Below are 13,025 nucleotides of genomic sequence, written 5' to 3'. Positions count from 1 at the left end.
GCAGTGGCTACTCAACCGGGGGCGCGCTCGCGGGGGCGGCCCCGGTGGCGGGGCCGCCGGCGGACGTCTGCACCGGAAGCGGGCGAGGGCATCGGAGCAGCAGTGGCGGGGCAGAAACGCAGCCAGGCATGTGCTGCCCCACTGGACTTGATGGTCTTGCAGGTGCCCCTTACTGGCAGGGAGACCTCAAAACGAGGGCGGCATGACGGAGGAGTCCCGGCGGAGCTACTCACCGCTGCTGGTGCCCGAAAAGGACATCAGGTTCCGAGGCTGGTCTGAGAGGCGTTGGGGCAAAGGGAGTCCCTGCTCAACGAGCAGGGACTCCCTTTGCCGCAACGCACTCATCCTCAATGCCATGCCCCTTGTCGGGCACGGCGTCGTCGGGTTCGGTTCGGGAAGCACTGCAGGACGTGGATCAACACACCTTCTGACGGGGATTTCGGTCCTGGCGCCGACGATGCTGATCGCGACGGCAGCGTCGTCAGACGTCGTCGCGTGGATACTGGACGTAGGCGATGCGGCGAGAGTCGGGCGCCCAGCATGGGACGTTGATGGTTCCTTGTCCGCCGGGGAGCATGGCCAGGTCACGGGGCGGCCCGTCCGGAAGGTCGATCAGGCGCAGGACAACGGGAAGGTCGGGCGGGTGGCCGACGGTTCCCTGCGGGTAGCTGAGGTAGGCCAATCGCTGCCCGTCGGGCGAGGGGTGCGGGAACCAGTTCACACGCTCGTCGAACGTGAGTTGTCGCACGGTCCCCTCGGCGAGGTCGTGCCGGAACAGCTGTGCGTGACCGGGGTGGTTGGACGCGACCTCCGAGTTGAAGAACACGCTCGCGCCGTCGGTGGAGAACTCCGGTCCGTCCGCGGGGGAGTAGCCGTCGCCAATGAGCCGTTCCTCGCCCGTCATGAGGTTGATGGACCACAGTGCGCGTCTGCCCCACTCGTCTTTGTCGAGGGCCTCCGTGCCGACGTAGAGGAGCGTGGTGCCGTCCGGGGAGACACCGTGCAGGAAGTGGCGGAATCTCCGCTCCGGGGCCTTGGGCGTTGTGATGCGCTCGGAGTGTCCCCCCTCCCACGGCACCCGGTACAGGTGCCCGTCGTTGGCCGACACGTAGTGCCAACGGCCGTCCGGCGAAACGAGGTGGTCGTTGTTCAGCTCGGGCAGCCCTGGGGTGTGAATCGCTACGAGGTCCGAGGGGGCTTGGCTGTCCACCAAGTACAGGGCGCCGTCGGCGTTGACGACGATCCAGCGTCCGTCTGGGTGCCAGTTCGGTGCCTCGAAGAGCTGGTCCTCGGAGGACAGCGCCAGGCGAGAGTCACCGTTGTCCACGTCCAGGACATACAGCTCGGCACGCTGGCGGGGAAGGAGCGTGCGGGTATACCGCACCGGCCGCTCGGTCTCCTCGGAGGAGAACTGGTCCTCATCGTGCACGGCTGCATCCGCCTTCGTTTCCGATTGCTTTGGCACTTTCATGACGGTGGGCTACCTTTCGGCCAGTGCCAGTTCCTCGGCGCAGCGGTAGGCCAGCGCGAAGATGGTCAGTACAGGGTTCACGCCGCCGTTGGTGACGTGGAGGGACGCGTCCATGACCCAGAGGCCGGGATGTCCGTGGACCCGCCCGAAGGGGTCGGTCACCGAGGTCGCCGGGTCTGCGCCCATGCGCGCGGTGCCCGCCTGGTGCTGGCCCGCGGACAGTCCCGTTCCCACGGGCCGCGTCCACACCCGCCGCGCGCCGGAGGCGTGCATCCAGCGTCGGGCCCGCTCGCGCAGTGCCGTCGCGGCCCGGACGCTTTCGGGGTGCTGCATGCCGGAGAGCCGTACCACAGCGTCACCGCCGGAATCGAGTACCCCGGAGGCGATTGTCACCCGTGCCTCTGGATTCGGAATCTCCTGGATCGGGCCCACGATGTGCGAGGTGCGCAGGTAGGAATCCCGCATCCAGCGCTTTGCCTCATGACCCCAACGTGGTACGTCCGCGGGCATCGCCCAGGTATGGAACAGCACGGGCATCTTCACCACTTCGTTGGCCAGCACCCCGCCACCGATCGCTTCGCCGCCCAGGTTGTGGGTGTAGTCGGCGGTCGCGATCGACAGACCCGGACCCTGGAGGTCCTGGACCGGTTCGTCGAACAACCCGAAGGCGCCGACGTAGTTGTGCCCCTGCAGGTGTCGCCCGACCTGGTTCGTCCGGTTTCCCAACCCCGCCGGACTCTCGTCGGTGGTGCTGGCCAGCAGCAGCCGGGCCGTCTCGATGGCGCCGGCGGCCAGGACCACGGCCCCGGCGCGCACTTCGGCACGGCAGCCCGTGTTCATGTCCCGTACCAGCACGCCGGTGGCACGTCCGGTTCCGTCCACCAGCACGCGCTGCACCCGCTGTCCGGTGACGAGTCGGCACAGACCGGTGTTCAGCGCCAGCGGGATGACGGTGTTGTGGGTACCGGCACGGGCATCGACCGGGCAGCCGAAGCCGATGCACTCACCGCAGCGCACGCAGGCGGCACGCTGGTCACGAGGCTGGGAGTTGAGCAGCAACGGGACCGGCCCGGTGCTGAGGCCCAGGGCTGCGGCACCTTTGCGCAATACGTCAGCCTCGCGTGTCGGCGGCTGAGCGGGCATCGGGTACGCACAGCTGCGGAAGCCCTGGCAGCGGTGCGCCTGCCCGTCGCCGCAGACTCCGAGTTCCTGCTCTGCGCGCGTGTAGTGACGTTCGAGATCGTCGTAGGTCAGCGGCCAGTCCGCGAGCGAACTGCCGTCGGGCACGCCGTACCGTGACGCCATGCGGAAGTCGTCGGGCTGGAAACGCCATGCCATGCCCTGGTAGACACGCGTGCCGCCACCCACCGTCATCGCATTGTTGTGCCATTCACTGCGGTAGGGCTCATCGACCCGGCGGTCCGGTCTTCCCGGTTCGGCCACTACACGTGGGTTCCCCGCATAGTCGGGCCCTGTGGTGTGGCCGTAGGCGGAGAACCGGTGGTTGGCGAGATGGTCGTGGCCGATCTCCTCGTACGTGAGAAACCGGCCGCGCTCCAGCAGCAGTACCCGGGCGCCGGCCTCGGTCAGCACCCGGGCGGCCACTCCACCGCCCGCTCCGGCCCCGACCACGATGACGTCCCAGGTGCGTTGCAGCGCCTCGGGTCCTAATTCGAATGGACGGGCGTGACGGACCGGCGCCCCTGGGGGCTGCTTCGGAGAGGGGTCGTATCCGATCCCCTCCCAGGAGCCGCTGTCTTTGCGCCCGTAGTAGCCGTGGGCGGCCACGGTGGCCATCGTCTCGATGAACTCGGCCGGTGAGACCGCCCATCCCGGCCGCGCCGGAGCCGCCTCCAGCTCGGCGACCAGCTCGCCTCCCAGGACGGCTCCAGCGGCGAGTTCGACGGCCAGTGCGTCCAGGGCCGGGGTGAACAGCCGTGCCCAGTACGTCGCGTGGTCGCGTTCGGCGAGAGTGTCCAGCCAGTCCAAAAGGCCGGCCTGGCTCGCGCCGGGCTGGGAGTCGGCCGGGACGAGGATGTCGAGCAGCTCGGCGACGAGCGCGTGATGAGAGTGGGGAATCACCGTTTCCGCCCTTCTCGACCAGGTGTCCTGCGACCGGAACCGAGCATGCGGATCGGGGTCAGGCTTGCTGGCTGAACGCGGCATCGAAGGGCTGCGTGCTGGGGGCGAGGTCGAACCGCTTCAGGGCCCTGAGCGCTTCTGGGGCCCCGGCGAGGCGGTCCATTCCGGCGTCTTCCCACTCGACGGAGATGGGGCCGTCGTAGCCGATGGCTGCCAGGGCGCGGAACGAGTCCTCCCAGGGGACGTCACCGCGGCCGGCGGAGACGAAGTCCCAGCCGCGGCGGGGGTCTCCCCAAGGCAGGTGCGAGGAGAGGATTCCGGCGCGGCTGTTGCCCATCCGCATCCGGGTGTCCTTGCAGTCGACGTGGTAGATCCGGTCGGCGAAGTCCGTGATGAAGCCGACCGGGTCGATGCCCTGCCAGAGCATGTGGGAGGGGTCCCAGTTGAGGCCGAAGGCCTCGCGGTGGCCGATGGCCTCCAGCGTGCGCTGGGTGGACCAGTAGTCGTAGGCGATCTCGGACGGGTGGACCTCGTGGGCGAAGCGGACCCCGCAATCGTCGAACACGTCCAGGATCGGGTTCCACCGGTCAGCGAAGTCCTGGTATCCGGCGTCGATGACGTGGGTGGGAACGGGCGGGAACATCGCCACGTACTGCCAGATGCTGGAGCCCGTGAAGCCGACCACGGTCTTCACGCCCAGGGCCTTGGCGAGGCGGGCGGTGTTCTTCAGCTCCTGCGCCGCGCGTTGGCGTACGCCCTCGGGTTCGCCGTCGCCCCAGACCCGCGAGCCGACGATCGCCTGGTGGCGGAAGTCGATGGGGTCGTCGCACACGGCCTGGCCCTTGAGATGGTTGGAGATGGCCCACACCTTGAGGCCGTGGCGTTCGAGGATGCCGAGCCGGTCGGCGATGTAGGCCTCGTCGTCCCACCGCCAGGCGTCCAGGTGCTCGCCGGAGACGGCGATCTCCAGGCCGTCGTAGCCCCACTCGGAGGCGTGACGGGCCACCTCCTCCAGGGTGAGGTCGGCCCACTGGCCGGTGAACAGGGTGAAAGGGCGGGGCATGGGTTCTTCTCCTCGACTGGTTTCCGGTTTACAGCCGGACCGATTTGGCGGCGTCGGACTGCTCGATCGCGGCCAGCACGCGCTGAACCTGCAGCCCCTCCTCGAAGGACGGGCTCGGAGCGGTGCCGTCGCGGATGCAGATGAGGAAGTCCTGGATCTGGTGGGTGAAGGTGTGCTCCCATCCGATGACATGGCCTGGGGGCCACCACGCACCCGCGTAGGGATGATCGGGTTCGGTGACGACAATCCGCCGGAAGCCCTGCTCGGCGTCGGGAGCGGCGCCGTCGAGGAACTGCAGTTCATTGAGCCGCTCGAGGTCGAACGTGAGCGCCCCCCGCGAGCCGTAGACCTCGATCTGGAGGGAGTTCTTCCGGCCGAGCGCGACCCGGGACACTTCCACGGAGGCCAGCGCGCCGCCGGACAGGGAAAGCGTGGCCCAGGCAGCGTCGTCGACCGTGACGTTCTCAAGACCCCCGTCACCAGGGCGCCGCCCGACAAAGGTGTGCAGGCGCCCGGAGACATCGGTGACGGTGTCGCCGAGGAGGAACTGGATCTGGTCGATCGCGTGGCTCGCGATGTCGCCCAGGGCGCCGGACCCGGCCGTCTCCTTCCTCAGCCGCCAGGTCATGGGCGCGGACTCGTCCGCGAGCCAGTCCTGCAGGTAGGAAGCTCTGACCTGCCGGATGGTGCCGAGCCGCCCGTCGGCGATGAGCCGGCGCGCGTAGGCGAGGGCCGGAACGCGCCGGTAGTTGAAGCCGACCATCGACTGCACCCCGTGTTCCCGGGCTGACCGGGCGGCGGCGACCATGCGTTCCGACTCGGCGAGGGAGTTCGCGAGGGGCTTTTCGACGAGGACGTGCTTGCCGGCTTCCAGAGCCGCGACGGCGATCTCCGCATGGAGTGATCCAGGCGCGCAGATGTCCACGATGTGCACGTCGTCGCGGGCGATGACCTCGTGCCAGTCGGTTGCTGCTTCCGCCCATCCGAACCGGGCCGCAGCCTGGGCGACCTGTTCGGCGTCCCGGCCGACAAGCACTCGCTGCTCGACCGCGGGCACGTCGAAGTACGCGGCCACGTTCCGCCAGGCCTGCGAATGGGCCTTGCCCATGAACGCGTATCCGATCATCGCCACGCCGAGCGGGGTGGGCGTAGTCGGCTCTCCCGCGGCACTCATGCGGCAGCCTCCTCGAGAGTGGCCTCGGTGGGCGCCCAGGTTTCCGGCAGTGGGGCGGAGGCCGGTGCCGAACTGGCGACGTCGACGAAGGCACCCGAGTCGATTGCCTCCGCGATCGAGACCATCGTGTCCACGACGTGATGGGCGAGTTCACCTGTGGCGCGGTGTGCCTGCCCGGCGCGGACGGAGCGTGCCATGTCGAGTACGCCCATGCCGCGCCCGTTGGCCGGTCCCGCGGTCGGGAGCGCGGTCCAGTCCTTCGCGCCCGTGCGGCAGATCCGCAACGCGCCGTCGAAATAGTTCGGGTCCGGCAGGCGGAGCGTCGCGTCGGTGCCCGTGATCTCCACGAAGCCCTGGCGTTCGTACGGGGAATCGAAGCTGAACAGGCTGTGCGCGGACGCGCCGCCTTCGAACTGGACCAGCGCGCTCACGTGGGTGGGTACCTCGACCTCGAACGACTCGCCGGCTTTGTGACCCGAACCGATGACCCGTGTGTCCCGGGCCTTCGACCCGACGGCGGCGACCCGGCGAACGCTGCCGAATGTCTGTATGAGCATGGTGAAGTAGTAGGGGCCCTGGTCGAAGAGCGGGCCTGCGCCGTGCTGGTAGAGGAACGCGGGGTTGGGATGCCACAACTCCGGACCCGGTGTCTGAAAGACCGTCTGGGCCGTCAGCGGTACGCCGATGTCGCCGCGCTCGATCACCCGGCGCGCCGACTGCAGGCCCTCGCCCAGGAAGGTGTCCGGTGCGCAACCCAGTCGCACTCCGGCGTCCTTGGCTTCCTTCAGGAGGCTCAGGCCGCTCTCGCGGTCGAGCGCAAGGGGCTTCTCGCTCCAGACGTGCTTTCCCGCGCGCACTGCGGCGGTGGAGACTTCGACGTGGGCCGCCGGGACGGTGAGGTTGACGATGATCTCAACATCCGGGTGCTGCAGCGCGAGTTGAGGCCCGCCGTACTCGGCGATGCCGAATTTCTCGGCTTGTGCCCTGGCGGCCTCGGGCCGGATGTCGGCTACCACATGGACCTTGAGGTCCGGGAACGAGACGAGATTTTCGAGGTATTGCGTGCTGATGACGCCTGCGCCGATGACGGCGACTCCGAGCGGTCCGCGGCTCATCGGGCCTCCGCCTCACCGGCCGCCGCAGCGGGGCCTGCCTGCAGGAAGCGGAGTGATGCGGAAAGGCCGTCGAAGATGTCGTGGGCGTAGTCGTCGAACTCGAGGACGGGAACCTCAAGGGAGGCCGCCGCGTCGATGATGCCCCAGACGTCCATCGTCCCCTGGCCCGCCGGTAGCTGGGCACTCGTGTCCCGCGTCGAAGGGCCGTCCTTGATGTGGATGGCGACGACGCGCCCGCCCAGGCGCTTCAGCAGCGCCGCCGGGTCCTCTCCGCCGACGGCGGCCCAGTAGGTGTCGACCTCAAGGACCACTTCGGGGTCGAGCAGGCCGGCGAAGTATTCCAGCGCCGAGATGCCCTCGATGCTCGTCTCGAGCTCCCACCAGTGGTTGTGATAGCCGACGCGGATGCCGTACTCGGCACCCTTCTTGGCCGCCGCGTTGAGGCGGGCCGCGATACCACGGACCGTCTCGGCGTTCTGCCAGTGCTCCTCCGGGAGGTGCGGGTCGAGGACGGTCTTCATGCCGAGACGCCGGGCAGCGGCGAAGATCTCGTCCTGGTCGCCGGAGAGCAGCGGAGCGTGGCCCGTGGGCGCTGTGACACCGGTCTCGGCGAGCGCCGCGGCGAATTCGTCGGCCTGCACCACGAAGTTGTAGGGCTCCACCTGGGTGAATCCGATCTCGGCCAGGCGCCGGATCGTGCCGAGCAGGTCGCTCTGCAGGGCGTCCCGGACGGTGTAGAGCTGGACGGAGTATTTCATCGAGACGATGTCCTCTCGGAATCGTGAACGTCGAAGTTGGGGGGCGGTGACACTGTCAGCGGCCCGCGAGGGAGCCGCCGATGCCGCCGACGCTGAAGTACTTGTTGAGAGCGACGAAGATGATCACGGGCGGGAGCATCATGACGACGGCGACCGCCATGACGGATCCCCAGTCGGTCATGTTCTGCTGGAAGAAGGACTGCACACCCACAGGGAGGGTGAAGATCTCCTGGGACCGCAGGAACACGACGGCCACCAGGTAGTCGTTCCACGCGAGCAGGAACGCGAAGACCGCGGTCGAAAGCACCCCGGGAAGGCTGTTACGCAGAACGACCCTCATGAATGAGCCGAACACCGAGCATCCGTCGATCCACGCCGCCTCCTCAAGGCTGATCGGGATCGAGTCGAAGTAGGCGGCCATCATCCAGGTCGCCACGCTCATCGTCGAACCGACGTAGACGATCGTCAGCCCCGCCAGATTGTCGACCAGGCCCATCTTCGCGAAGAGAATGAACAGCGGCACGATCGCGGTGATGATCGGCAGCGACTGCATGACGAACAGCAGAAGCGAGTAGCTCGACACCGCGCGGCTGCGCCCCCGTGACAGCACGTATCCGGCGGGTGCCGCGACGGCCACCGATACGACGACCGTGGCGAGGGTGGTCACCAGACTGTTCTGCAGCCACGTCGAAACGAGCGTCTGGGAGAAGACGTGGCGGAAGTTCTCGACCGTGAACCCCGTCGACGTGCTCTGCGCACTCGGAGTGAAGGCGAGAAACAGTACGACGAGGATGGGTACCAGGACGACGGCCGTGATGACCAGGAGCAGGGCGAAGCGCCACCAGCGACCCCGCGGGTCGCCTTCCTCGGGAACTGCGCGGCGGGACCTGCGCTGGCTGCTCATCGCGTCCCCGGGAAGATGCTTGGTCAGGACAGTGCTCATTCGACGCCCGCCTTTCGGATCTGGCGGTAGAGGATCAGCGAAACGGCCACGAGGGTCACCGTCATGAGAAAGGCGACCGCAACACCGGGACCGGTCTGGAAGTCCTGGAAGACCATTCGGTACGCGTAGACGACCAGCGAACTGGTCGAGTCCACCGGGCCACCGCCGGTCAGCAGGTAGATGGTCGGGAAGTCGTTGACGCAGAAGACCGTCATCAGGATCCAGCTGATGTACGTGGACCGCGCGATGAGCGGCAACGTGATGTGCGTGAACTGCTGTCGGCGGCTCGCCCCGTCCAGACTGGCGGCCTCGTACACCGTTCCGTCCACCGAGGCCAGCGCCGCCGACGACATCATCATCATGAACGGGAAACTCACCCAGACCTTGAAGACGCACACGGTCACGGCGGCGAGGGTCGGGTCGGCCAGAAAGAGCGGGGTGCCCAGACCGAGGGCACGGCAGAGCGTCGGGATGGGACTGGTCGGGGTGGAGACGAGCCAGTTCCACGCCGTCGAGGAGACCACGATCGGCACGATCCACGGCAGCAGAAGGAGCACCTTGAACACGCCTCGCGCCGGGATCCTGGTGCGCAGCAGCAGGGCGAGTCCCAGGCCGACCACCCACGAGCCGAACACACCGACGACCGTGAACAACAGGGTGAACCGAGCGGCCTTCCAGAACGCGGGAGACGTCAGGACGTCGGCGAAGTTGTCCAGCCCCACGAAATTGCCGGGCTCAATGAGCGAGCCGTTGTGGGTCGCCTGGATGGCGGCGTACACAAGCGGATAGCCCTGGATGAGGATGAGCAGGAGCACGGACGGCAGGAGCAGCCAGAAGAACGTCCGCCTGCTCTGCGCCTTCAGACGGCTCGCCGAGTTGCGCGGGTCGGGAGCCTGGACGCGCCCGCCGGGAGAGATCCCCCGGCGGGCCTTCGCCAGGCCGCTGAGTGTAGCGGTCACGGGATATCCCTCCGGTCAGGACTTGATGGCGGACTTGAGGCTGGCTTCGAATGCCTTGAGGGCGCTCTTCGCGTTGCCTTCTCCGGTGATCACCGTCTGGGCGAACTGGGTTGTCGCCTGGCCGCCGTCGAGCACGGCGATGTTCGCGTTGAGGGCCGTGCCACGCGCGGCGAACGTCTTGGCGATCGGCTGCCACTCCTTGATGATCCTGACGTTGTTCGCGTTCCCTGCGAACTCGGGCAGCTCGGTGATGGATTTGAACACCGGCAGCCCGCTCAGGACCTTCTGCTGCCAGTACTGCTTGAGCTGGCCCATGTAGTACACGAGGAACGCCTCGGAGGACTGCTGCGACGGGGTGTTCTTGTACATCATGATGTTGTTCGGGAACACCAGAGTCGCCTTGTCCCCGTGCGGGCCCGTGACTACCGGCGCGACCATCAGGTCGCCGGAGGTGTCGCCGATGCTCTGATCCAGCCCCGACGCGTACAAGCCGTACCCCGCCTTCGTCTTGTCCTTCCACTGGGCCTGGAGGTTGTCGTTCGTGTAGCTCACGGCCGCAGGGTCGATGAGGCCGTTCGATACCAGCTCGTACAAGAACTCCGTGGCCTCGAGGTTGCGGTCGTTCATGAGGTCGACCTGCCCGTCCGGGGTCCACACGCCGCCGCCGTTGCTGAGCATCATCTGGATGACCGCGTGGTTGGCATAGGAGTTGCCCGAACCCGCTCCGGTGGCGAACCCCAGCGCGCTGATCTTCTTGAGCGCCTTGCCTGCCGCGAGCATCGACGGCCAGTCGGTCGGCGGGGCCACCCCCGCCTTGTCGAACAGCGACTTGCGGTACCACATCACGCGCATGTCGAGCTGCCACGGGATCGCGATGTAGCCCTTGTCCAACTTGAACGGGTCCAGTACGCCCGGCAGGAAGTCGTCGAACTGCCCGTTCTTCTTCAGCGCGTCGATGACGTTGTCCGCGTGTGCGATCGCGCCCTGCTGCTCGAACTGGAACACCTGAAACCCGCCACCGGTCGAGACTGCCGGGCCCGTCTTCGACGCGACCGCCGAGGCGAACGTCTGGTAGAAGTTGTTCCACTGGGTGATCTGGTAACTCGCCTTCAGCGCGCCGGACGACGGCTTGTAGGCCTCGGTGATCTTCTTCGCAGCCACGTTGTAGGCGGGCGTGCTCCACGGCATGTCCCAGAACTTGACGGTGCCGCCGCCCCCGGAGGAGGCAGAGCCGGAGCCGCATGCGGCGAGCGCGGGGCCCGCTGCGGCGGCGGCCGCGAGGCCCAGGAAGCTGCGGCGGGAAGGGGCCGTGCGGGTAGTTCTCATCGCTGTCCTACCTTCTTGGTGGGTTCGAACTGGTCATTCGTAAGATCGGTCAGGAGCGGCACGGTGGCGGCGGCGCCGAGCAAGCCGAGGAAGCCCGCCGCCGACTGCCGCCGGGGGCGTCGTGGGTGGTGCGTGCGGTCATGGCGGTCCCTCGTGGTCTGTAGTAGCGCGATCCATGGTGTGCAGGTCCGCAGCGAGCGCGTGCAGGTCGGCAACGGCTGCCGCTTCGAACCCCGGCGACTCGGAATCGTTGAGCAGCCGGTGCAGTCGGCGCCAGGCGGCTCGGTGCGGCGATTCGTAGTGCGTCGGCCAGGTGTGAGAGCCCTCGGGCGAGGTGATTGTGAGGAGCGCCGGGCGCGCAGTGTGCCAACTGGGGATCTGCAGGTGGACGGCGCGACCTGCGCCTATCAACCGCACGGACGCGGCTGGCGCGAGGGCATCGGTCAGCACGGTGCCCAGCAGCCCGGTACGCCCACCGACGGTGGCGGTCGCGAGCACGCCGCGCTCAGTGCGCAGGTAAGTACGGATCTCGTCCGCAGGGTTGCCGAGAATGCGCAGCAGTGCCAGTTGGTCCAGCAGCGCCTGCCCGATGTCATGGTCGCTCGGGAGGGTGAGGCGGCATTCGATCGCGCTCGCGGAGTCTGAGTCAGCGGCGTCTCGCAGGGCTTCCGCGGCCCGAGCCGCTGTCGGGGTGCCGGCCCAAGGGCTGTCAAGCACCACGACGGTTCCGCACTTTCCGGCCAGCTCGGCCAGGACCAGGATGTCGGCGGGGTCAGCCGGAGCCGGGTGGCGGACGACGAGTCCCACTGCGCCGTCATGGATGGCGGCGGCGGCCGTATCGACCCAGCCCCGACGACCCGACAGCGCACGCACGGGCACGCGATCGACGGTAACCGGGCGGAAGGAGAGTGGCAGAGTGGCGAGGACGGCTGCGGTGTCGGTGTCCGCGGAGACATCGAAGGTCCGGCGGATGTCGGTTCGGGCGGTGCCGATGGTGCCGGTCATGCGGCTTCCCTTGAATCCGGTGCGATCAGTTCGGAGGCGGCGTCGGCGAGGCGCAGGGCCAAGCGCAGGTCGGCCAGATCATGTTCGTGGCGGACGCCGTCGACGACCTCGCCGCGGGCAAGCGCGGCAACGTGTTGCCACTCACCGGAGTAGCCGTTGATGTCGGCGGGCTCCAGCATCATCGTCGAGTCGTGGCTGCGCAGCGTTGCGCGTGCCGACCCCGCCTGCACGTAGCTGGGAGTGAAGTCCAGACGGAGGGCCTCGGTGTCCGAGACCACCTCCAGCGTCCACTCCGGTTGCCATGTGGCATCGACGACGGCGTGCAATTCCACGGTCCGCCCATCGGCGGTGAAGACGATGTGGTAGCCCCAGGGCCGCAGCGGTCGCGCCTCATGGACGACGAGGTCGTCGATCTGCGGAAGGAAACTCCGGATCAGCGGGAGGTCGTGGACGGCGAGGCCAAGGACGCCGTCCACCACAGCCTCGGCCTGAGCGGCCGGGTCCGCCATGTCCGAGGCGGTGCCAGCTGCGCGGCGACCGTATACCTCGGTGGCCAGCTCCTCGTAGCGCGAGTTCGGTGGCAGCACGATGGAGGAGCGGATGGCGTGGGCCGTGCGCCGCAACCCGGCTGACCGGCGGTCGGCCCACAGCCAGCCCGGATCGAACAGGTGCATGGCGCCGACGACTATGGGTACCCCAGTGCGCCGGGAGACTTCGCTGATCAGTTCGGCTTCGGCCATGGAAACCGCGAGGGGCTTCTCGCACAGAACTGCGAGTTTGCCCGCCTCGCAGGCCGCGATGACCTGCTCCGTGTGGAACCGGTGCGGACTGCACACGGCCACCACGTCTACGGCGGGATCAGCGATCAGGGCATCGGCGTGAGCGGAATGCCGGGCACCGACCGTCGCACCTACACGAGCAGCGAGAGCTTCGTCAGGGTCGCTGAGGTGGCGGACTTCGAAGGTGTCCGCCAAGGACGCAAGTGCGGGCAAATGGATGGTCTGTGTCACAAGTCCGGCGCCTATGAGGCCGACGCCAAGCCGTTCGAGGGGAGTCATCCCACTCCTTCAAGCCAAAAGTAATCAGTCGTTCACGTTTCGATGCGGTGAACAGTAAGCGGGTGATAGCT

The 13,025-nt window shown here is 67.8% G+C and carries 11 protein-coding genes; all 11 read right to left on the bottom strand.

All coding sequences use genetic code 11. The features are described 5' to 3' along the window. Positions 1–481 precede the first annotated feature (481 nt). The gene (locus ABZS97_RS28320) at positions 482–1,429 is read right to left on the bottom strand and encodes a hypothetical protein (RefSeq protein ID WP_356141950.1); all 948 of its coding nucleotides are present in this window, start codon (positions 1,427–1,429) and stop codon (positions 482–484) included. Between the two features lie 51 nt (positions 1,430–1,480). After that, positions 1,481–3,553, bottom strand: coding sequence for a GMC oxidoreductase (locus ABZS97_RS28315; RefSeq protein ID WP_356141948.1), 2,073 nt, complete (start codon positions 3,551–3,553; stop codon positions 1,481–1,483). 58 nt (positions 3,554–3,611) lie between these two features. Continuing rightward, positions 3,612–4,616 carry a sugar phosphate isomerase/epimerase family protein gene (locus ABZS97_RS28310; RefSeq protein WP_356141946.1) on the bottom strand — a complete coding sequence of 335 codons (1,005 nt, stop codon included), beginning with the start codon at positions 4,614–4,616 and terminating at the stop codon, positions 3,612–3,614. Positions 4,617–4,644: 28 nt separating this feature from the next. After that, positions 4,645–5,790, bottom strand: a complete 1,146-nt coding sequence (locus ABZS97_RS28305; RefSeq protein ID WP_356141944.1) for a Gfo/Idh/MocA family oxidoreductase — start codon at positions 5,788–5,790, stop codon at positions 4,645–4,647. Continuing rightward, complete coding sequence (locus ABZS97_RS28300; protein ID WP_356141942.1) at positions 5,787–6,905, bottom strand: Gfo/Idh/MocA family oxidoreductase; 1,119 nt, start codon at positions 6,903–6,905, stop codon at positions 5,787–5,789. The genes ABZS97_RS28305 and ABZS97_RS28300 overlap by 4 nt, the downstream gene beginning before the upstream one ends. Continuing rightward, complete coding sequence (locus tag ABZS97_RS28295) at positions 6,902–7,663, bottom strand: sugar phosphate isomerase/epimerase (RefSeq protein ID WP_356141940.1); 762 nt, start codon at positions 7,661–7,663, stop codon at positions 6,902–6,904. The genes ABZS97_RS28300 and ABZS97_RS28295 overlap by 4 nt, the downstream gene beginning before the upstream one ends. 55 nt (positions 7,664–7,718) lie before the next feature. Then, a complete protein-coding gene (locus tag ABZS97_RS28290; protein ID WP_356141938.1) occupies positions 7,719–8,606 on the bottom strand; it encodes a carbohydrate ABC transporter permease in 888 nt (295 codons plus the stop codon). Next, complete coding sequence (locus ABZS97_RS28285) at positions 8,603–9,565, bottom strand: sugar ABC transporter permease (protein ID WP_356141936.1); 963 nt, start codon at positions 9,563–9,565, stop codon at positions 8,603–8,605. The genes ABZS97_RS28290 and ABZS97_RS28285 overlap by 4 nt, the downstream gene beginning before the upstream one ends. A 15-nt stretch (positions 9,566–9,580) precedes the next feature. Then, the gene (locus tag ABZS97_RS28280; protein WP_356141934.1) at positions 9,581–10,891 is read right to left on the bottom strand and encodes an extracellular solute-binding protein; all 1,311 of its coding nucleotides are present in this window, start codon (positions 10,889–10,891) and stop codon (positions 9,581–9,583) included. A 138-nt stretch (positions 10,892–11,029) separates the two neighbouring features. Next, positions 11,030–11,896 carry a hypothetical protein gene (locus ABZS97_RS28275; protein WP_356141932.1) on the bottom strand — a complete coding sequence of 289 codons (867 nt, stop codon included), beginning with the start codon at positions 11,894–11,896 and terminating at the stop codon, positions 11,030–11,032. Next, on the bottom strand, positions 11,893–12,954 hold the full coding sequence (locus tag ABZS97_RS28270) for a Gfo/Idh/MocA family oxidoreductase (RefSeq protein ID WP_356141930.1): 1,062 nt from the start codon (positions 12,952–12,954) through the stop codon (positions 11,893–11,895). Before ABZS97_RS28270 ends, ABZS97_RS28275 begins: the two co-directional genes overlap by 4 nt. Between the last annotated feature and the right edge of the window lie 71 nt (positions 12,955–13,025).

The organism is Streptomyces sp. NPDC005485 (genome assembly GCF_040606085.1).
GTDB lineage: Bacteria > Actinomycetota > Actinomycetes > Streptomycetales > Streptomycetaceae > Streptomyces.
Note: the sequence above shows the minus strand (reverse complement) of the source record. Positions and strands in the feature narration are given on the sequence as shown.

Coding starts and splice junctions, on each gene's coding strand:
- ABZS97_RS28310 (WP_356141946.1), bottom strand. CDS start 4,616: ATGCCCCGCCCTTTCACCCTGTTCACCGGCCAGTGGGCCGACCTCACC.
- ABZS97_RS28305 (WP_356141944.1), bottom strand. CDS start 5,790: ATGAGTGCCGCGGGAGAGCCGACTACGCCCACCCCGCTCGGCGTGGCG.
- ABZS97_RS28300 (WP_356141942.1), bottom strand. CDS start 6,905: ATGAGCCGCGGACCGCTCGGAGTCGCCGTCATCGGCGCAGGCGTCATC.
- ABZS97_RS28295 (WP_356141940.1), bottom strand. CDS start 7,663: ATGAAATACTCCGTCCAGCTCTACACCGTCCGGGACGCCCTGCAGAGC.
- ABZS97_RS28290 (WP_356141938.1), bottom strand. CDS start 8,606: ATGAGCACTGTCCTGACCAAGCATCTTCCCGGGGACGCGATGAGCAGC.
- ABZS97_RS28280 (WP_356141934.1), bottom strand. CDS start 10,891: ATGAGAACTACCCGCACGGCCCCTTCCCGCCGCAGCTTCCTGGGCCTC.
- ABZS97_RS28275 (WP_356141932.1), bottom strand. CDS start 11,896: ATGACCGGCACCATCGGCACCGCCCGAACCGACATCCGCCGGACCTTC.
- ABZS97_RS28270 (WP_356141930.1), bottom strand. CDS start 12,954: ATGACTCCCCTCGAACGGCTTGGCGTCGGCCTCATAGGCGCCGGACTT.